The organism is Streptomyces sp. NPDC054975, from assembly GCF_053609105.1.
In genome coordinates this window covers 12,451-32,057 of the sequence record NZ_JBSGWV010000003.1, presented here as the reverse complement: position 1 = coordinate 32,057, position 19,607 = coordinate 12,451, and the positions used below count along the sequence as shown (strand labels likewise).

Annotated in this window: 18 protein-coding genes and 2 pseudogenes; 6 read left to right on the top strand and 14 right to left on the bottom strand. The window is 71.0% G+C overall.

Annotated features, from left to right (window positions below; genetic code table 11):
* Positions 1-10 precede the first annotated feature (10 nt).
* The 5 genes from ACWF79_RS05005 to ACWF79_RS04985 all read right to left on the bottom strand — a co-directional run bounded on the left by ACWF79_RS05005 (position 11) and on the right by ACWF79_RS04985 (position 2,958).
* Entirely contained in the window at positions 11-832 is an 822-nt protein-coding gene (locus tag ACWF79_RS05005; protein ID WP_453726636.1) for an alpha/beta fold hydrolase, read from the bottom strand.
* Positions 833-959: 127 nt separating this feature from the next.
* Entirely contained in the window at positions 960-1,103 is a 144-nt protein-coding gene (locus ACWF79_RS05000) for a hypothetical protein (RefSeq protein ID WP_453726635.1), read from the bottom strand.
* Complete coding sequence (locus tag ACWF79_RS04995; protein ID WP_453726634.1) at positions 1,103-1,681, bottom strand: Dps family protein; 579 nt, start codon at positions 1,679-1,681, stop codon at positions 1,103-1,105. Before ACWF79_RS04995 ends, ACWF79_RS05000 begins: the two co-directional genes overlap by 1 nt.
* 99 nt (positions 1,682-1,780) lie before the next feature.
* Positions 1,781-2,290 carry a DoxX family protein gene (locus ACWF79_RS04990; RefSeq protein WP_453726633.1) on the bottom strand — a complete coding sequence of 170 codons (510 nt, stop codon included), beginning with the start codon at positions 2,288-2,290 and terminating at the stop codon, positions 1,781-1,783.
* Positions 2,291-2,295: 5 nt separating this feature from the next.
* Positions 2,296-2,958, bottom strand: coding sequence for a hydrolase (locus tag ACWF79_RS04985; RefSeq protein WP_453726632.1), 663 nt, complete (start codon positions 2,956-2,958; stop codon positions 2,296-2,298).
* 444 nt (positions 2,959-3,402) lie between these two features.
* Between ACWF79_RS04985 and ACWF79_RS04980 the strand changes: the two genes are divergently transcribed.
* Complete coding sequence (locus ACWF79_RS04980; RefSeq protein ID WP_453726631.1) at positions 3,403-4,119, top strand: flavodoxin family protein; 717 nt, start codon at positions 3,403-3,405, stop codon at positions 4,117-4,119.
* A 54-nt stretch (positions 4,120-4,173) separates the two neighbouring features.
* On the opposite strand, the gene ACWF79_RS04975 is transcribed toward ACWF79_RS04980, so the two are convergent.
* The 4 genes and pseudogenes from ACWF79_RS04975 to ACWF79_RS04960 form a co-directional block, all read right to left on the bottom strand.
* The gene (locus ACWF79_RS04975) at positions 4,174-5,280 is read right to left on the bottom strand and encodes a ricin-type beta-trefoil lectin domain protein (protein ID WP_453726630.1); all 1,107 of its coding nucleotides are present in this window, start codon (positions 5,278-5,280) and stop codon (positions 4,174-4,176) included.
* 26 nt (positions 5,281-5,306) lie between these two features.
* Positions 5,307-6,953: a glycoside hydrolase family 27 protein gene (locus ACWF79_RS04970; protein WP_453726629.1), complete on the bottom strand. Its 1,647-nt coding sequence runs from the start codon at positions 6,951-6,953 to the stop codon at positions 5,307-5,309.
* 86 nt (positions 6,954-7,039) lie between these two features.
* Positions 7,040-8,467: a non-reducing end alpha-L-arabinofuranosidase family hydrolase gene (locus tag ACWF79_RS04965; RefSeq protein WP_453726628.1), complete on the bottom strand. Its 1,428-nt coding sequence runs from the start codon at positions 8,465-8,467 to the stop codon at positions 7,040-7,042.
* Positions 8,468-9,187: 720 nt separating this feature from the next.
* Positions 9,188-9,309, bottom strand: a pseudogene (locus ACWF79_RS04960) (site-specific DNA-methyltransferase); the annotation flags it as partial.
* Positions 9,310-9,329: 20 nt separating this feature from the next.
* Here ACWF79_RS04960 and ACWF79_RS04955 point away from each other — a divergent pair.
* From ACWF79_RS04955 to ACWF79_RS04945, 3 genes and pseudogenes are all read left to right on the top strand, one after another.
* Positions 9,330-9,575 (top strand): annotated as a pseudogene (locus tag ACWF79_RS04955) (flavodoxin family protein); the annotation flags it as partial.
* A gap of 70 nt (positions 9,576-9,645) precedes the next feature.
* Positions 9,646-10,920: a VWA domain-containing protein gene (locus ACWF79_RS04950; protein WP_453726627.1), complete on the top strand. Its 1,275-nt coding sequence runs from the start codon at positions 9,646-9,648 to the stop codon at positions 10,918-10,920.
* A complete protein-coding gene (locus ACWF79_RS04945) occupies positions 10,920-11,744 on the top strand; it encodes a hypothetical protein (protein ID WP_453726626.1) in 825 nt (274 codons plus the stop codon). The genes ACWF79_RS04950 and ACWF79_RS04945 overlap by 1 nt, the downstream gene beginning before the upstream one ends.
* A 333-nt stretch (positions 11,745-12,077) precedes the next feature.
* Here ACWF79_RS04945 and ACWF79_RS04940 read toward each other — a convergent pair whose 3' ends face one another.
* Positions 12,078-13,304 (bottom strand): MFS transporter, encoded by a 1,227-nt coding sequence (locus tag ACWF79_RS04940; protein WP_453726625.1) that lies wholly within the window; start codon positions 13,302-13,304, stop codon positions 12,078-12,080.
* A 65-nt stretch (positions 13,305-13,369) separates the two neighbouring features.
* On the opposite strand from ACWF79_RS04940, the gene ACWF79_RS04935 reads away from it, so the two are divergent.
* Complete coding sequence (locus ACWF79_RS04935) at positions 13,370-13,756, top strand: MerR family transcriptional regulator (protein ID WP_453726624.1); 387 nt, start codon at positions 13,370-13,372, stop codon at positions 13,754-13,756.
* Positions 13,757-13,792: 36 nt separating this feature from the next.
* Here the strand turns inward: ACWF79_RS04935 and ACWF79_RS04930 are convergent, their stop codons facing one another.
* From ACWF79_RS04930 to ACWF79_RS04915, 4 genes are all read right to left on the bottom strand, one after another.
* Positions 13,793-15,070 carry a YncE family protein gene (locus ACWF79_RS04930; RefSeq protein ID WP_453726623.1) on the bottom strand — a complete coding sequence of 426 codons (1,278 nt, stop codon included), beginning with the start codon at positions 15,068-15,070 and terminating at the stop codon, positions 13,793-13,795.
* A 167-nt stretch (positions 15,071-15,237) separates the two neighbouring features.
* Positions 15,238-15,804: a dihydrofolate reductase family protein gene (locus ACWF79_RS04925; RefSeq protein WP_453726622.1), complete on the bottom strand. Its 567-nt coding sequence runs from the start codon at positions 15,802-15,804 to the stop codon at positions 15,238-15,240.
* A gap of 55 nt (positions 15,805-15,859) precedes the next feature.
* The gene (locus ACWF79_RS04920) at positions 15,860-16,339 is read right to left on the bottom strand and encodes a (2Fe-2S)-binding protein (RefSeq protein WP_453726621.1); all 480 of its coding nucleotides are present in this window, start codon (positions 16,337-16,339) and stop codon (positions 15,860-15,862) included.
* Between the two features lie 15 nt (positions 16,340-16,354).
* Positions 16,355-18,718 (bottom strand): molybdopterin cofactor-binding domain-containing protein, encoded by a 2,364-nt coding sequence (locus ACWF79_RS04915; protein ID WP_453726620.1) that lies wholly within the window; start codon positions 18,716-18,718, stop codon positions 16,355-16,357.
* Here ACWF79_RS04915 and ACWF79_RS04910 point away from each other — a divergent pair.
* Positions 18,606-19,580 (top strand): NADPH-dependent F420 reductase, encoded by a 975-nt coding sequence (locus ACWF79_RS04910; RefSeq protein WP_453726619.1) that lies wholly within the window; start codon positions 18,606-18,608, stop codon positions 19,578-19,580. The genes ACWF79_RS04915 and ACWF79_RS04910 overlap by 113 nt on opposite strands.
* The last annotated feature ends 27 nt before the right edge of the window (positions 19,581-19,607 follow it).

The window sequence follows — 19,607 nt, the reverse complement described above, 5'->3', positions numbered from 1 at the left end:
GGGTGGCGCGTCAGCGGGTCGCCCGCGCGGCGGCGAGGATCACGTGGGTGACCACGGCCGGCCGGGAGACGGCCACTGCGTGCGACGCGGCCACTTCGGTGACGTGCGAGCCCGCGCGCCGGGCCATCCACTGTTGGGCGGCCGGAGGGATGTTGTTGTCGGCGGTGGCGATCAGCGCCCAGGACGGGATCGTCTTCCAGGCGGCTTCCCCTGCCTTCTCCTCCAGCGCGGCGGTGGCGACCGGGCGCTGGGTCACGGCCATGACGGCCGCATCGGCGGTGGGGACGTCCGCGGCGAACTGCTGGTGGAACTTGGTCCGTTCGATGACGAGTTCGGTGCCGGTGCCACCGCCGGGCAGCGGGTACGACCGCGGGTTCACGGTGTCGCCGAGGGTGGAGCCGGGGAACTTGGCGGCGAGCTCGGCCGCGCTCTCGCCCTTGTCCGGGGTGAACGCGGCGATGTGGACGAGGGCCTTCACCCGGCTGTTGCCCACCGCGGCGCCGTTGATGACGGCGCCGCCGTAGGAGTGGCCGACCAGGACGACGGGTCCGTCGACGGCGGCCAGCACGCTGCGCAGGTAGGCGGTGTCCTCGGCGAGGCCGCGCAGCGGGTTGGCGGGGGCCAGGACGGGGTAGCCGGCGCGCTGCAGCCGCCTGATCGTGCCGCTCCAGCTGGAGGCGTCGGCGAACGCTCCGTGGACCAGGACGATGGTGGGCCTGGGATCGGGCCGGTCGGTGTTCTCGGCGGCCGGGCGGCTCGCGGGTGCGGCGCCGATCAGGGCGGCGAGCGTCGCGGGCATGGCGAGGGCGAGGGTGCGCCTCGTGAGCTGCATGGGTGGGTGGTTCCTTGTCGGGTGGTGAAGCGTTCGGGTGCGCTCGGTCGAGTGGGGCTCGGGGTTCGGTGCGGGGGGACCAGGACTCACAGGCCGTACGCCTCCAGGAGCCGGAGCCAGACCTCGCTCACCGTCGGGAAGGCGGGCACGGCGTGCCACCGACCGCCTCGGCCTCGACGACGGCGGTCAGCCCCGACCCAGCGGCCCGGCCTGCGACGACCTCGCCGGCCGGGCCGCCGCCGACCACGACGACGTCGTCGTACGTGTCCATCAGCCGTGCACCAGAGGGGTGTCCACGAGGTGCTCGGCCAGGAACCACACCTGAGCCTCGCCGGTGCGGATGACGTCGGAGACGAGCAGGTCGGCGCTGCCCTCGTCGCCCTCCCGGGAGAGCCGGGCGGCGGCGTCCCTGGCGTCGATCAGGATCCGCTCATGCGCGTCGAGGAGCCGCGACAGCATGACGGGCACCGGCTCGACGCCGTCCGGCGGGCGGGGGATCGCGGTCAGCTCGGCGACGTGGCGCGGGTCCCCGACGGCGACGCCCCCGAGGCTCTGGACGCGCTCGGCCAGCGCGTCGACGATGGCCAGTTGGGCCTCCGCGTGCTTGTCCAGCATCAGGTGGAGCGAGTAGAAGGTCGCCCCACGCATGAGCCAGTGGTGCTTCTTGTAGAGGGAATAGAGGATCTGAGTGTCGGCGAGGACGCGGTTCAGCCGCTGGCAGGCGTACATGCGGGTGTCGTGGCCGAGGCCGATCGGCAGCTGCTTGAGCGTGCCGAACGCCTGGGTCTCGGCGCCCTTCTGGTGCAGCAACGGCTGGCCGCCGCCGGGCGGGGTCGTGAGGGTGTCCATCGAGTGCTCCTGTACAGGGAGAAGTGGGTGGAGGGCCCGGCCGCCCGGTCGGGGGTACACGGGCGGCCGGACCCGGTCTGCGTTGCTCGCGCTCGGCGCTCAGCGCTCGGCGGTCGCCGGGGCGGCGGGGATCCGGTGCAGGACGAGCCGGGTGAGGAGTCCGCTGCCGAGCCCGGCCACGAGCGCGAGGGCGGCCCACCCCAGCGGGTACGGGGTGAGGCCGAGGACCGCGTCGAGGGACCAGGCGCCGGGGCCGGTGGCGGCCAGGGCGGTGACGGTGCCTATCAGGACGAGCGGGTACTCGTATCCGTCGTTCTGCACCCAGAGCCCGTTGTGCCATTTCACGGTGAGCGCGACCGTCATGACCCCGATGACGCCGGTGGAGGCGAGCGGGGTCATGAGGCCGGCGGCGAGCAGCAGGCCCGAACCGATCTGGCCACCGCCCGCCGCCACGGCGGTGAGGGCGCCGCCGCGGAAGCCGTCGGCGCGGAACTCCTCGGTACCGCCCTCAAGTCCCCTGCCGCCCAGGTGTGAACTGACCTTCTGCACACCGTGGCCGGCGACGAGCAGTCCCACCAGCAGACGCAGGATCAGAATGCCGGTGTCCACAGGGGTCAGCCGGCCGCGTGCGCGCCGATGACGCTCTGCGCATACACGACACCCAGGCCGTATGCGCCCGCGTGGGCCTTGACGATCTCCATGACCGCGCCGTACGTCTCCTGACGCGCCCAGTCGCGCTGCAGCTCCAGGAGCACCTGCACCCAGGTCACCGGGACGGCACCGGCGGCGATCATCCGCTGCAGCGCGTGCTCGTGGGCGGCCGGGCTGACGCCACCGGAGGCGTCGGAGACGACGTACACCTCGTACCCCTGCTCAAGGGCGGAGAGCGCGGGCAGGACGAGGCAGACCTCGGTCCACAGGCCGGACAGGATGATCTTCTTGCGCCCGGTCGCCTTGACCGCCGCCACGAGCGCCTCGTCCTCCCAGGCGTTCATGGTCGTACGGTCGATGACCTCGTGCTTGGGGAACACCTCGGCGAGCTGCGGCAGAAGGGGCCCGGAGAAGGACTCGGCGGCAACCGTGGTCAGGACGGCCGGAACGTCGAACGCCTTGGCCGCCTTGGCGAGGCCCACCGTGCTGTTGATGATCGCGGCACGGTCACCGCTGCCGGTGCCGAAGAACATCTGCGGCTGGTGGTCCACGAAGAGCATGACCGAGTTGTCGGGCGTGAGCAGGTCCTTGCTCGGAGCGGCCTGCACCTTGTCGAGGTCGAACATGAGGGGTCCTTTCGAAGCCATCGGTAACGTGCCCGCCGCCTCCGCGGCTCGGCACTCCTTCAAGCTATGAGCGACCCGACCGACCGTGTTGACCTCCTGCGCCCAGGGGTTGGCACGACAGCGCACAACCGGTCGAGGTCACGACGCCGGCACCCCGGCTACACCTCTGCGAGGGGTGGCGATGCACCCTCTCCCAGATCTGCGCCGATAGCCGGAGCCACCGCCGAGCAAACCCATCTCCCGCATCGACCGTCATCGGTGCGGGGCCATGCGGGTGATCTGGTGGCCGGCTCCGTGACCGTTGGCGCGGCATTCGATCATTCCGCCCAACGAGGCGGGACAGTAGACGGGATTTTCGGCCGGACCAACCCGGGGCCCTATCGATGTCGGCAGCCGGGCGTGTTTCGCCGCCCACCGCCCACTCGTCCGCAGGGGAACCCATCGATGGCCGAAACCGGCACGTCTTACCGTGATCTCCGCGCCCTGGTGATCAACTGCACCCTCAAGCGGTCGCCGGAGCGCAGCCACACTCATGGGCTGATCGACATCAGCACCGGGATCATGGAGCGCCAGGGCGTGGAGGTCGAGGTGCTCAGGGCGGTGGATCTCGACATCGCGACCGGTGTGTGGCCGGACATGACCGAGCACGGGTGGGAGACCGATGACTGGCCCGTCATCTACTCGAAGGTGATGGCCGCAGACATCCTCACCTTGGCTGGACCTGTATGGCTGGGAGACAACTCCTCGGTCATGAAGAAGGTGGTCGAGCGCTTGTACGCATGCTCCTCGATCCTCAACTCCGAGGGGCAGTACGCGTACTACGGGCGGGTCGGCGGCTGTCTGATCACCGGTAACGAGGACGGCGCCAAGCACTGCGCGATGAACGTCATCTACAGCCTTCAGCACCTGGGCTACGTCATTCCGCCGCAGGCCGACGCGGGTTGGGTCGGCCCGGCCGGACCCGGCCCTTCCTACCTCGACGAGGGCTCGGGCGGTCCGGAGAACGACTTCACCAACCGCAACACGACCTTCATGACCTGGAACCAGCTCCACCTCGCCCGGATGCTCAAGGACGCGGGCGGGATCCCCGCGTACGGCAACCAGCGCTCCGAGTGGGACGCCGGCTGCCGCTTCGACTTCGAGAACCCAGAGCACCGTTGAGTGCGGGCCTGAACGCTCGGAGGTCCTGTGGAAGTCAGCTCCGGGAACGAGGTGTCATCCGGCGGTCAGAGTCGTCCACTTCTGGTTGGAGCCGCCGTGGCAGTCCCACAGCTGGAGCTGCGCGCCGTCGGCCGTGGAGGAGCCCGGGACGTCGAGGCAGCGGCCGGAGGCGGGGTTGCGGTAGCCGCCGTTGTGGGGCTGCCAGACCTGGTTGGCGCCGCCGTGACAGGCCCAGACCTGCACCTTGGTGCCATTGGCGGTGCTCCCGCCGGCGGCGTCGAGGCACTTGCCCACGGAGCGCAGGGTGCCGTCGGTGTACGCGGACCAGAACTGGTTGGCACCGCCGCCGCAGCTCCACGTCTGGACGGCGGTCCCGTCGGCGGTGCCGGCGCCGCTGACGTCCATGCACTTGCCGGCGATGCCGGACTGCACGCGCGCGGGGGCGGGGGCGGGGTTCCTCAGCCACCCGGCGCTGTCCGCGGCCTGAACGCCCCGGTGGAAGGCGTCGGCCATCTTCCGGTAGCCGGAGTCGTTGGGATGCAGGGCGTCGGCCAGGTCGGCCGTGGTCAGGCCGCTCATGTCGACGTACGCGACGCGCTTGCCCGCGGCCTGCGCCTCGCTCACGATCTGGGGAATGGCCTGGTTGTACGCGCCCCGGTACTGCTCCTCGGACCCGCTGGTGGACACCACCAGGGAGGCCACGAGGACGGTGGCGTCGGGTGCGGCGGCGGTGATCCTGCCGACCAGGGACTTCAGCCGGGCGGTGGCGGTGGACACCTGGTGGGAGCGGTTGAGGTCGTTGGTGCCGATGTGCAGCGTCACGACGTTGGGCCGGTAACGGGTCAGTGAGGCGTCGGTGAGGGCGGCGATCTGCTCGATGAGGTATCCGGAGTGGCCTTCGTTGTCGGGGTCGGACATCGAACCGGCCCGCCCCGCGCCCACGAAGTCCAGCGGATGGCCGTCCGCCGCGAGCCTGTCCCACAACGGCGCCCGGTAGCCGTTGCCCGTACTGCTTCCCACGCCCCAGGTGATCGAGTCGCCCAACGGCATGACCCTCAGAGGTGTGTCGGAGGCGGCGGAGGCGGGGGCCACCCCTGCCGCCGTCACTCCGAGCACGACGGCGGCGAGCGCGATCAAGGGGCGGATCCAGGACCTTCTCATGGGGTTCCCTTTCTTGGGGTGGCGCGTCACGGGAGCGTGGTCCACTTCTGGTTGCTCTGGCCGTTGCAGGTCCACAGGACGACGGGGGTTCCGTTGGCGGTGCCGGCCCCGTTCGCGTCGAGGCACAGACCGGCGTGGACGTTGCGGATCGACCCGTCGGCCTGCGCGGTCCACTTCTGGTTGTTCTGGCCGTTGCAGGGCCAGATGACGACCGGCGTGCCATTGGTGGTGCCCTGGCCGGAGGCGTCCAGGCACTTGTCGCCGTAGACGCGGATCTCGCCTCCGGCCCACGTGGTCCAGAGCTGGTTGGCGGCGGTGTGACAGTCCCAGATCAGCGCCCGCGCCCCGGCCGCGGTGGAGGCGCGGTCCACGTCCAGGCAGCGGCCCGATCCGGTACCGCGCAGGCGTGCGGTGGTCGCGGCCTGCGGGCTCCCCCCGGTCATCCTGAACACGGCGACACCGTGCGCGGGCACGCTCGCGGAGATCTGGCCGGAGGTGCTCGACGTGCCTCCGGTCCACAGGTCGGTGAGGGCGAACGACTGCCCGGCAAGGCCGACCTGCGCGGCCGTGGCGGTGATGGTCGTCGCGCTCCCTCCCCTGTTGAGCAGGCCCACGGCGACCGAGCCGTCGGCCAGGGGCTTGGCGAACACCTCGGTGCCGCCGTCGTCTCGCACCCTGCGTCCACCCGCGCCCAGCGGGTCCTGGTTCACCGCCACCAGGCGGGGGTTGCGCAGGATGGAGCTCACGTCGGCGGACATGGTGCGGATGTCGTTGCCTGCCATGAGCGGGGCGCCCAGCAGCGCCCAGAGGGCGAAGTGGCTGCGGGACTCGGTCAGGGACAGGCCGGGGCGGCCGACGACCAGCATGTCGGGGTCGTTCCAGTGACCCGGACCCGACTGAGCGGCCAGCGGCGCGGTGACGTCCAGGACGTTGCCGACGCCCATCGGGTAGCTGTTGGTGTTGTTGTTCTGCCAGATGTCGAGCAGGTCCTCGGTCGTCCGCCACAGGTCGGCGACCTCACCCCAGTCGTATGTGGCGCCGGTGGGGGCGTGGAAGCTGTTGGGATTGATGCTGTAGACGATCGGGCGACCGGTGGCGCGCAGGGCGTCGCGCATGATCGTGAACCGTTCGACCTGTTCACGGAGGGTGCCGTTGCCGGAGCACCAGTCGTACTTGAGGTAGTCCACGCCCCAGGAGGCGAAGGCGGCGGCGTCCTGGGCCTCGTGGCCCTTGCTGCCGGTGGAGCCGGGGTAGGTGCCCACGCCCTGGGCGCAGGTGCGCTCGTTGGGTGCCTGGTAGATGCCGAACTTCAGGCCTTTGCTGTGGATGTAGTCCCCCAGCGCCTTCATGCCGCTCGGGAACGTGGTCGGATTGGCCCGGAGGTTGCCCGCCGCGTCGCGCTGCGGGTCGAACCAGCAGTCGTCGACGACGACGTACTGGTAGCCCGCATCCTTCATGCCCGAGGACACCATCGTGTCGGCGGCCTGGCGGACCTGTGCCTCGGTGATCCCGCATCCGAAGCTGTTCCAGCTGTTCCACCCCATCGGCGGGGTGAGCGCCGGGCTGCCCGGCGCGGCCTCGGCGGTCGTGTGGGCGGAGGCGGTGACGCACGCGGTGAGCGTCAATGCGGTGGCCGTGAGGAGACGCAGTAATCGTGGGAGCAGGGGAACCATGAGGATTCCTTCCTGGTCCGCACAACGGAAGCCGCTGTGCGGACCGGATGGGTGGGGGGCATGAGCCGTTGATCAGATGCGGGGGATCAGCGCTGCAGGGTGAGCAGGCCCGGCCGGTACGGCAGTCGCTGGTAGGGGGTCCCCTGCGGTGTGCCGGGGTCGTAGCCCTGGTAGAGGAACCGCAGGTTGCAGGGGTCGATGGTCATGGTCTGGTCGGCGTTGACGCGGATCAGGTCACCGTGGCTGATGTCGTTGGTCCAGGAGGCACCGCTGTTGGCCTTGCCCGCGAAGGGGCTGCTCTCACTGCCGGCCTGGAGGGTCCACGGACCGTTCAGGCCGGACGCGGTGAACGACCGGAAGTAGCGGTGCTCGTTCAGCCCCCGGGCCTCGACGATCATGAGGTACTGGTTCTGGCCCTGGACCTTGTAGACCTCCGGCGCCTCGAACAGGTTCTTCGCCGTGTCGCTCATGACCGTCGTGTACGACGAACCGAAGCTGCTCGGGAAGTTCCCGATCGGCATGGTCGACTTGTAGATCTTGCCGTTGTCGTCGGCGAAGAACAGGTACATGTTCTGGTCGTCGCCGATCAGGGTCGGGTCGATGGGGCCGGACTCGGGGAGGCTGCCGGTGAACAGCGGTTGCGGGGCGGACCAGCCGTTCGGATTGGTGGGGTCGCTGGACGTGCGGTAGGTGAAGGGCCAGGCGGTACCCCACCCGTTCGAGGCCAGTACCCAGATGTTCTTGGGCGCGAAGTAGAACAGTTTGGGCGCCACCGCCAATCCCTGGCTCATCCCGGTCTGGGTGGCCGTCGCCATGTCCGACCAGTTCGTGAAGGGACGGAACGCCGTCGTGCCCCACGACGAACCGTCGGAGGTGGTCGCGTAGACCAGGTTCTGGCCGTTGTACGGCACGGTGGTGAAGTCCTTCAGCGCGACCCACCCATGCGCCGGCTCCGTCAGCGGACCTGTCGAGGTCCACCGGTACGTCGACGGAAGGGAACACGTGTTGCCAGGCTCGGACAGACCGGTCCACTTCTGATTGCTGCCGCCGTTGCAGTTCCACAGCTGCACCGCGGCGCCGTTGGCGGTACCGGCACCCGAAACGTCCAGACACAGCCCGGACTCCACGGCGACGACCGTGCCGTCGGCGTTGACCCGCCACTGCTGGTTCGTACCGCCGTTGCAGCTCCAGATCACCGGTCGGGTCCCGGCCGTGGTGGCGTGGCCCGGAACGTCCAGGCACTTGTCGCCGTACACGGTCAGCCGGTTGTCGTCCGTCAGGGTCCAGCGCTGGTTGCTCCCACCATGGCAGTCCCGGATCTGCACGTTCGTGCCATCGGTCCGGCCGGCGCCCGGCACATCGAGACACCGGCCGGAACCGACACCGCGCAAGGCGCCGCTGGTGGCCGCCTCGGCCGGGCCGGCGACGAGCATCGCGGCCAGCGAGACCAGGGCCGCAAGCACGGCGTGGAGCGCCAGGGACGGGTGTCCGCGGTGGAGTCGACGTCTGCGCATGGTGACCTCTCACATCCTTGAGCAGGCGGTTCGAGCGCCCTGGCCCGGAGCCGGGACGCCTGAAGGGGTGCGGTGACATGCGGTGCCCGGTCTCCGGCGCCGCCGGACCAGGCCCTGTCCTCAAGCTCCCGCCGTCGCCTGAAGAGCGGCCCTGCGGCGTCCGGTGCGTGTTCTCGGCGTGCGGGAGTTTGATGACAGGGCCTAGTCCGTACCGCGTGTGGGGCGAGTGCGCCGGAGGTGGCACCTGTGAAGGACGGGGACCCCGGCGGGACGAGTAACAGGGTGCCCAGCGGGGCGAGCAGCGTTCTTGCGGTTCCGTTCGATGCGTCCTCCGGGCCCGGGCCGTTCCGCGCGGTCGATCCACTGCGACGGAGGGCCTGATTGTTCGAAATCACGAACAGCGTGCGGCACTTCGAGCAGAAGATAGATTTCGAGCTGATGTTCCGTCAACGCTTTTCGACGAGTTGCATCTCCGGCGCGTTACACCCCGCCCGGATAACAAAAATCCGGGCCCCTCACGCAAGTTGACCTGAAGTCCCACCCTGCGGTGGGGACGGCCTCGCCTGCCGCTACGAGCTCTTCGAGCGTACGCACGACGCCGGGATCGGCAGACGGGCGCGCTCTCAGCAGAAGGGCGGCTGGATCACTTGTTTCTCGATGTTCCGGCCGCCCTTCGGCGTCTGCGGCCCATCGGCCCCGGGCTCTTCCTTCTCGTGAGCGTTCCTCCGGGCCGGCCAGGGCGAAGTCGTCCTGTTCCAGCTCGCCGCGCAGGCGCCGTTCGGCGATGTCGGCGTAGTGCGGGACTGTTCGACGCCGACAGGCTTCCGGCCCTCCCGGACGGCGTCGCCTCACGACCCGGCAAGCGATCCCGCCGCAGGCGGACGCGGGCTGGATCGGCGAGGCCGGTCCCGGGCCGTCGTACCTGGACCCGGGCTCGGGCGGACCGGACAACGACTTCACCAACCGGAACACCTCGTTCATGGCCTGGAACCTGATACACCTCGCGGCGATACTCAAGCGGACGGGCGGAATCCCCGCCCTCGGCAACCAACGCTCGGCCTGGGACGCCGGCTGGCGCGGCGACTTCCCGAACCCCGAACACCGCTAGGCCGTGTCTTCTGGAGTCCGCGCACGAGGCCGTTTTGGATTGTCGGACGATCATCCCTACGATCCGCCCCATGATCACGAGAAAACAGCTGTCGACCGGGGCCTGCGCACTGCTCGCCGTCCTGGCCGTCGGGCTGTTCCCGAGCGGCGCCGCCGCCGACGAACCCGCGGCGAAGGAATCCCCCAAGGTCGAGCTGGTGCTCGACGTCAGCGGCTCGATGCGGGCCCGCGACATCGACGGCCAGTCCCGGATGGCCGCCGCCAAGCAGGCCTTCAACGAGGTCCTCGACGCGGTGCCCGAGGAGGTGGAGCTCGGCATACGCACCCTCGGCGCCGACTACGCCGGCGACGATCGCAAGAAGGGCTGCAAGGACACCCGGCAGCTCTACCCGGTCGGCCCGCTCGACCGCACCGAGGCCAAGACCGCCGTCGCCACTCTCGCGCCCACCGGCTGGACCCCCATCGGGCCCGCCCTGCTCGGCGCGGCGGAGGACCTCAAGGGCGACAAGAACGCCACCCGCCGCATCGTGCTCATCACGGACGGCGAGGACACCTGCGCCCCGCTCGACCCCTGCGAGGTGGCGCGTGACATCGCCGCCCGGGGCATCCACCTCACCATCGACACCCTGGGCCTGGTCCCGAACGCCAAGATCCGTCAGCAGCTCACCTGCATCGCGGAGGCGACCGGCGGCACGTACACCTCGGTCCGGCACACCGAGGAACTCTCCAAGCGCGTAAGGCAGTTGGTGGACCGTGCGGCCGACCCGGTCGCCACCCCGGTGGCCACCGAGGGCGCCCGGCGCTGCGCCGACGCCCCGGTGCTCAAGCCGGGTCTGTACACCGACCGCGAGACCTTCGGTCAGCACCGCTGGTACCGGGTGGACGTCCTGCCCGGCCAGGAGCTCCGCGCCTCGGTGAGCGTCTTCGCCGACCGCGCCGTCAACAACGACTACGGCGTGCTGATGCGGGCCGTGACCCTGCGCGGCCGGGAGATCGTCCGCGGCTCGGAGGCGGGCGACGGCCGGACGGACGTCATCTCCACCGGTCTGCGCTACCCCAAGCAGCCGGTGGACGGCGTCGACGCGGACAAGCCCGCGGCGGAGACCGTCTGCCTGCAGATCAGCAACTCCTTCTCCGCGCCGCCGTCGGTGAAGACGACGCCCGGCATGCCGATCGAGCTGGCTCTCGACATCGTCGACGCGCCCGACGAGGCCTCCGACGTGGCCGCCTTCGGTCTCGGCCGGGGCTGGTGGCTGCTCGGCGCGCTCGTCCTGGCCGGTTTCGTGGGCGGTCTGCTGTGGGGCTGGGTGTCCCGCTGGCGCGTCGCCGTCTGGAGGACCAACTGATGCGTACCGTACGCGCGCTGAGCGCCGCCCTCCTGGCGGGAGCCGCCCTCTTCGGGCCGGCCGCCGTGCCGGTCCTCGCGGACTCCGCCACCCCGACCCCGAGCGGCAGCGCGAGCGCCGCGACGGCAGGACCGACCGAGGCCGGCACCACCTTCCGTACCGCCGCCTTCTTCCGGCAGGGCCAGCAGGCCACCGCCGAGGCCTCCACCGGTGACTTCCTGTACTGGGTCTTCCCAGCCGACACCGGGCAGCGGCCGACGGTGACGGCCTCCGTCACCCTGCCCGAGTCCACCGCCCGGCACGGTTCCTCCACCTGGCGGATCGACGTCTACGACGGGCTGCGCCGCCGGCAGCCGTGCATGTACGGGATGCAGTCCCGCGCGGCGGCCCGGGAGGCCGCGACCGTGGAGCTGTCCTGCACCCTGCGCCCGGTCCGCCCGTGGGCCGACACCTGGGACGACGACCCGCTGCCCGGCAGCTACTACGTCCGCCTCACCGTGACGGCCCTGCCCGAGGAGGACCTCGGACAGTCGTTCACGGCCCGGATCGGTGCCGTCTCGGCCGAGAAGGGTGGGGCGTACGCCGGCGGCGGCTCGCTCGCCGCACCGCTGGTGCCGGGCGCCACGACGGAGGACGCCGCCTCGGCCGACACCCCGTCGGCCGTGGACGCGCGGGCGCCGGAGGACGGCTGGTCCTCGGGCTGGTGGTCCGACCGCTGGATCTGGACGGCGGCCGGCGGGGTGCTCGCCGCACTTGCCGGTGTCGCCGGGCACACGCTGACGCGTGGCTCCGGCCGCCCGTCACGGGTGCCGCCCGCCGTCTGACGGGGCTGTGCCCGAGCGGCCACGGGTCTCCAACGGGACCCGCGGCCGTTCGGGGCGGCGCGCCCCGTGTCGCGATCAGCCCCGCCACGGACACGGCCTGACGTTCGACGACCGGCGGGCCAGCGACCGGCCGGGCGCACCAGGCCGGTGTCGTGGGCGTAGACGGTCGCCTGGGGGGCGGCGGCACGCCTCCGGTCGCCGTAGTCGGCGGCGGTCCGCGTGGCGGCGAGCGCGGCGTCCCGGTTGGTGGCGTACCGGGCGTCGAGGGTGGCGTTTCTCCGGGAGCGGGCCCGCCCCCTCCGCCGGCCCGCCGTCACCGTCGCCGGCCCCCCGTCACCCGTCGGCGCGGCCTCGTCGGGCGGGGAAACCGTGGGTGCGGGCGGCCGTGACGACGGCCAGGACGAGGATCAGGAGCACCAGGACGGTCCCGGGGAGGGCGCTCGCGCCGAGGCGGTCGAGCAGCAGGCCGCCGGCGATGCCGCCGCCGGCCATGGCCGCGTTCCAGAGGCTGACGAGCATGGTCTGCGCGGTGTCGGCCGCTTCGCCGCCCGCGTCGCCGACGGCTGTCTGCAACAGGGTCGGCGCGCCGCCCCAGCCAAGTCCCCACAGCGTCGCGGCCGCGTAGACCAGGGCGGCGCTGTCCGCCTGGACGGCGAGGGCGGCCGCGGCGACGGCGAACAGGGCGGTACCGGCGAGGGTGAGGGCCCGTACGCCTCGGTCGATGCGCAGGCCGGTGAACCAGATGCTGAGGAGTGAGGCGATACCGAAGACCAGGAGGACGGCGCCGGTGGAGGAGCCCATGCCCAGGTGGTCGAGGAAGGCGGCGACGTAGGTGTAGAGGACGGTGTGGGCGAGGACGAGGACGAGGGTGACGAGGAGGACCGGGGCGACGCCGGGGACGGCCAGGGTCCGCCGGATGGGAGCCCTGCCGCCCCGCTGCTGCCCGGGAAAGTCGGGGACGGTGAGGGCGATCCAGGCAACGAGGACGGCGGCGAGCGCGGTCATGAGGAGGAACGCCACCTGCCAGCCGAGGGCCGCGCCGAGGAAGGTGCCGGCGGGGACGCCGAGGGAGAGGGCGACCGGGACGCCCGTCATGACGACGGCGATCGCCCTGCCCTGGAGCGGGACGGGCACCATCCGGCGGGCGTAGCCGGCGAGCAGCGCCCAGGCGAGACCGGCGGCGACGCCCGCGAGGAAGCGGGCGGCCATGGTGAGGGGGTAGTGGGTGGAGACCGCGGTGACCGTGTTGGCGACGGCGAAGCCCACGACGGCCGTGAGCAGGAGTCGTTTGCGTCGCCAGCCGGCCGTGGCGGAGGCCAGCGGGATCGCGGTGAGTGCCGTGCCGATCGCGTAGATGGTGACCGACTGGCCCATGGCGGGTTCTCCGACGCCGAGGTCGGCGCTCATCGCGGGGAGGACTCCGGCGGGCAGGGTCTCGGTGAGACTCGTGATGAAGACGGCCGTGGCCAGGGCGAGTAGCGCCGGCAGCGGCAGTCGCCCGGTGGGACGCCTGTCCACGGTCCGGCCCGAACGGGCCTTCTGTACGGTGTGGTTGGTCATGCCACGTATGCTGAAACCTTCACATTGATGTGAAGGTCAAAGGGACGTGGTGTGAGGTGGACCACATGCGCATCGGAGAACTGGCGGACCGCACCGGCACTCCGCGCAGGATGCTGCGCTACTACGAGGAGCAGGGACTCATCGTCGCCGATCGTCTGCCGAACGGCTATCGCGTGTACGACGAGTCGAACGTGGACCGGGTCCTGCAGATCCGCGGCCTCCTCGACGCGGGGCTGCCGACGCGGATCATCAAGCAGATCCTGCCCTGCCTCGACAAGCCCCGGGTCATCCACTTCCCCGACGCCACACCGGAGATGCTCGCCACACTGGAGAACGAACGGGACCGGATGACCGAACGCATCCGGTTCCTGACCCGGAACCGGGACGCGGTGGCCGAGTATCTCGACGCCGTACGGGAGAAGTTGGCGTCGGGTTCGCCCGCCGCGCACTGACAGCGGCGGGCTCCTTCGACGCTCACCGGGCCACCGTCAGCGGGCGGCCGGAGCCGTCCAGCCGGCGGGGATTCGGGCCAGGCGGACGCGCTGCGGGTGGTCGCCGACCGGGACCGAGGCGACGGCGCGGCCGGTGGCGAAGTCGATCGCGGTCACCTTGTCCGCGCCGCTCTCCGAGATGACGCAGGAGCGGCCGTCGCCGCTGACGGTGGCCCAGTACGGCTTGGCGGCCGTGACCAGCGGGCCCTCCCGCAGACTCGCACGGTCCACGACGGTGGCGTAGTCGTCCATGGTGGCGGCGACACAGAGCTTGGAGCCGTCGGGGCTCATGGACATGCCGTGGTGGCGCGAGTCGTTGACCCACGTGGTGCGGTCCGGGTTGGTCGCCGGGTTCTCGGGAAGCGTCTTCAGGCGGGTGATGCGATCGGTGGCGACGTCGTACTCCAGGAATCCGTTGAAGAACGAGACCTGGAAGTAGAGCGTGGACTCGTCCGGGGTGAAGGCGACGGGCCGGACCGCGTCGGAGAGGTCCTTGCGGCCGAAGGCGTCGAGCCGGGCGCGCATGTCGATGACGCGGACCTGTTGGAAGGTGCGGGCGTCGACGACGGTGATCTTGCGGTCGCCCTTGGTCCAGTCCCAGCCGGGGCCGTCGAGAGCGGTGGTGACCTCGCCGATGGCCATGTTCCACAGGTACCGGCCGTCGGCGGTGAAGACGTTCTCGTGAGGCTTGTCACCGGTGGCGAACGAGCCGAGCTCCTTGCCCGTGCTGATGTCGAGGACGTGGACCCGGTTGGAGGTGGAGGCCGAGACGGCCACACGGGTGCCGTCGGGCGAGACCGCCATGTGGTCGGAGCGGAAACCGGACACGAGGAAGCGCCAGTTGATCCCACCGGTGCGGAGGTCGATCGAGACGACGTCGGCGAAGCTCGGCCGGGAGACCACCATCGCCGAGCCGTCCGGCGTGGCGTACATGTCGTCGACGAACTGGTCGTGGCCCTCGCCGGGGCCCTGCCGGATGCCGAGGAAGAACGCGAGCTTGAGCGGGTTCAGCCCGATCTCCCACATCCGGGCCTCGCGGTCGGGGATGACGTTGATCCGGCCGAGGCGGGAGAAGTCGCCGGAGGCCTCGATGACGTCGGCGGTGCCGTCCCAGTTGTTCCCCACGAACATCACCTCGCGCAGCCCGTCGGCCGCCCCTGGCGCGTCGGGCGAGGCGGCGGCGACGGTGCCACCGCCCCCGACGGAGAGGACCAGGGCGGCGGCCAGGGAACCGAGCAGGAGGCGACGGGCGCCCCGCGTCCGGGCAGCGGACATCGGTGTTCCTTCCAGGAGACCGTGCGGCATCAACTGCCCTGCCTGCCAGGGCGACTTACCCGACAGTAAGGAGTTGCCGCGCAGCCCACAAGAGGTCGGAACACCTCGTTCGGATCAGCCGTTGGTGTAGGCCCGCGCGATCGGCTTCTGGCGCAGGACGGTGCTCGTCAGCGGGCCCGGTCGTAGCGCAGGAGGACCACTCCGTTGCCGAAGGTGCGGGTTCCGGTGAGGGTGAGCGGGGTCGCGGCGTCCGTCTCACGGAAGAGGGGTTTGCCGCGGCCGATGAGGACCGGCTGGACGCAGATGTGGAACGCGTCGATCAGGTCGTGCTCCATGAAGGACGCGGCGAGGTCGGCGCCGCCCAGGACGAGGTCGGCGCCGGGCTGCTCCTTGAGGGCCCGGACCTCGTCCGGGTCGACGCGGCGGACGATCGTCGTGTTCCAGTCGGCGTGCTCCAGCGTCGTGGAGTAGACGATTTTGGGGATGTCGCGCCAGATCCGCGCGAACTCGACCATCTCCGGCGCCGCGTTCGGGTCGGCGTCGGCGGTCGGCCAGAAATCGGCCATCAGCTCGTGGGTGACCCGGCCGCTGAGGATGCCGCCCATGGAGGCGACCTGCTCGTTGAAGTACTGGTGCAGTTCCTCGTCGACCATGTGCCAGTCGATGTCGCGGTCCGGGCCCTCGATGTACCCGTCGAGGGAGACCTGCATCATCAGGACGATCTTCCGTGGCATGCTCAGGTCTCCCTCGTGCTGGGCTCGGGGTGCGCGAATGGCGCGGGCGGCCCGGTCAGGGCATGCGGCGGGCTCCCGCCACGATCGCCTCACGGATCCGGTTATAGGTCCCACAGCGGCAGATGTTGCGGATTTCGTCGAGGTCGGCCTCGTCGATCTCCCGTCCGGCGTCCCGCGCGGCGCGGACCTTGGCGACAGCCGTCATGATCTGACCGGGCTGGCAGTAGCCGCACTGGACGACGTCGAGATCCAGCCATGCCTCCTGCATGGGGTGCAGCTCCTTGCCGACGGTCGCCGGGAGCCCCTCGATCGTGGTGATCTCGTCGGTGGGGGCGATGTCCTTGACCGGAACGGAGCAGGGGTTGAACGCCTTGCCGTTGATGTGGCTGGTGCACGCCTGACAGACGCCGAGCCCGCAGCCGTACTTGGGGCCGGTGACGCCGAGGACGTCCCGGAGCACCCACAGCAGCCGGACGTCGTCCTCGACCTCGGCCGTGACGGCCTTGCCGTTGAGGATGAAGGTGTGGCGCGGCACGGTGGCTCCTGGGTCCTAGAACGCGTGGTCGAGGCCGTCGACCGGCGAGGCGGGGATCGGCGGGGTGGTGGGCAGCGGCTCGAAGGCGAGCGGCTCGGCGTGGTTGACGGGGAAGGTCGTCGGCATGGTGCCGGTGGCCCGGCCGTACGCGCAGGCCACCGCCGCCATCGCCGCGCCGACGGCCAGCTCGCCCGCACCGCCCGGCCGGTCCGAGGTCGGCGGCATGACGACGATCTCCAGCTCGGGCGGGGTGTTCCACTGCCGGGTGTAGAAGTAGTTGTCCCAGCTGCCCTCCTGGAAGTGGCCGTCGCGCAGGTGCAGTCCGGAGGTGAGGGCGAGCGCGATGCCGTCCACGATGCCGCCCATCATCTGGGCCTCCAGACCGCGCGGGTTGACGGCGAGGCCGACGTCGACCGCGCAGACGACCTTGGTGACACGGGGGCCGGTGTACGCGTCGTGGATCTTCCGGCCGGTCGTCTCCGGCCGGCAGTCGATCTCCGCGAGTACGGCGACGAAGGCGTGGTACTCGGGGTGGACGGCGATGCCCTGGGCCATGCCGGCGGGCAGCGCCCGACCCCAGTCGCCCACCTCGGCGACCTTGTCCAGGACCGCCCGGGCCCGCTCCTCCTTGAGGTGCCGGCGACGGAACGCGTACGCGTCCTTGCCCATGCGCCGGGCGAGTTCGTCCACGACGAGCTCCTGCGCGCAGCGGACGTTGGGCGAGTAGATGCCGCGCATGGAGCCGGTGTTGAAGCCCTTGTCGGTCTCGCTGAGCAGCTGGGTGGTCACGCCGAAGTGGTACGGGCTCTGCTGGGTGAGCGCGAAGATCGTCTCGGAGAAGGCGAGGTCACCCACAGGCAGTTGGGCGGCCGTGGAGGTGATGACCTCGCCGAGTCCGTGGCCGAAGTCCGTGGCGACGGAGGTGTGGCGCTGCTCGTACGTCAGTACCTCGCCGAGCGTGTACGTGGCCCGGACCCGGGACGTCGACATGGGGTGCGTACGGCCCTGGCGGAAGTCGTCGGTCCGGTGCCACATCAGCTTCACGGGCTTGCCCATGGCCCGGGAGATCTCGGCGGCCTCGGCGGCGGCGTCGTGGAAGAGCTTGCGGCCGAACGAACCACCGCCCTCGGTGACATGGACTTTGACCGCGGTGACCGGGAGGCCGAGTTGGAGGGCGATCTGCTCCTGGGCGACGATCGGCGTCTTCAGGCTCGCCCAGATCTCGGCCGAGTGCGGACGCACGTCCGCGATGGCGCAGTTGGTCTCCAGGGCGCTGTTGCTGGAGAAGTGGAAGGTGAAGCGGGCGTCGACGGCCTTGGTCAGCAGAGGCAACGGCGGTACGACGAGCGGAAGTTCGGCGGCACGCAGCGTGCGCTGGACGGTCGCGTCCGAGGCGCCCTCGGCGGTGCCGGGCCCCCAGGTGACCTTCAGGGCGCGGACGGCGTCGATGCACTGGCCGAAGGTGCGGCCGCGGACGGCGACGCCGGTGGAGATCCGTACGACGTCGGTGATGCCGGGCATGGCCCGCGCCTCGGCCAGGTTGTCGACCGAGCGGACGGTGCCGTTGATCGTCGGCGGTCGGCAGACCATCGTCGGAAGGGCGTCGGGCACAGCCACGTCCATGGCGAACTTCTTCCGCCCCGTCACGGCCTCCAGCGCGTCGATCCGGCGCTGGGCGGTGCCGATGACCTTGAACTCGGACGGCTTCTTGAGGGCGACCGCGACCGCCGTGTCGCTGACGGCGGCGGCCTTGGCGGCGAGTTCGCCGTAGCCGATGCTCCGGCCGGTCGCCGACGAGACGATCGCCCCTGCCTTGGCGGTGAGCGAGCCGAGCAGCTCCCCGAGCTCCAGGGCGGCGGCGCGCAGGAGCCGGCCCCGGGCCACGGCGGCGGCGACGCGGATGGGGGTGAAGGTGGCGATGGTGGTGTTGGAGCCGCCGGTCATCTGGTTGAACAGCAGCTCCGGGCGGGCGTCGGCGAGGGTGACGCGCACCTTCTCCAGCGGGAGGTCGAGCTCCTCGGCGATCACCATGGCGGAGGAGGTGGTGATGCCCTGGCCGACCTCGGCCCGGGGCAGGGCGAAGGAGGCGGTGCCGTCGGCCTCGATCCGGATGGTGATCAGGTTCGCGGTGGGCAGGGCCGCGTGCGTGAGCATGTCGTTGAGGTCGTAGATCTCGGACGGCCCGGGCAGGGAGGGCACCAGCGCGGGAGCCGCTGCGGCCGCCGGCGCGGGGGCGAGGACCGCCTCGCCGAGCTGCGCGGCGACCGTGAGGGTCGGCGCGGCGAGGACGTATCCGAGGAAGCGGCGCCGGTCCGGCCCTTCGCCCGGCCCTGACTCCTCCTGTCGGCGTTGCTGCTGCGCGTCGTCGCCCACGGTCATCGACTGCCCTCTCCACGAACCACCCCGTCGGAGGGATCATCGCGCATGCGCGGCGGTCCGCGTCCGCGAGAGCGCAGGATTCACGGCGGCCACGCGGTGCCTTCACGCCACGGCGGGGCGAACCAGGGAATACCACGCCCGGGAACGGCGGTTCAGGGCTTGCGTGACACCCCGTCGCACCCGCTCGGAAGGAACGTCCATGAAGATCGGCATCATCGGCGCAGGCAACATCGGCGGCAACCTCACCCGTCGCCTCACCGCCCTCAGCCACGACGTGTCCGTCGCGAACTCCCGTGGGCCGCACACCCTCACCGCGCTCGCCGAGGAGACCGGCGCGACGCCCGTCACCGTCGGCGAGGCGGCGCGCGGCGCCGAGATCGTGGTGGTGACCATTCCGCTGAAGGCGATTCCGGATCTGCCCGCGGGCCTCTTCGACGAGGCGGCGGACGGCTTCGCCCTCATCGACACCAACAACTACTACCCGCAGCAGCGCGACGGCCGGATCGCGGCGATCGAGGACGAGGGACTGACCGAGAGCCGCTGGGTCGAGCAGCACCTCGGCCACCCGGTGATCAAGGCGTTCAACGGCACCTACGCCGAGGACATCCTGGACAAGCCCCTCCCGGCCGGAGACCCGGAGCGCATGGCGCTGCCCGTCGCGGGCGACGACGAGGTCGCGAAGAAGACCGTCCGCGCCCTCATCGACCAGCTGGGCTTCGACACCGTCGACGCGGGCGGGATCGACGAGTCCTGGCGCCAGCAGCCCGACACCCCGGTCTACGGCCTGCGGGCCGGAGCGGAAGCGGTCACGAAGGCCCTCGCGGAGGCGTCCCCGGAACGGCCCGCGACGTTCCGGGGCTGAGGTCGGGCCGGTTTCGGAGGCCGAGGT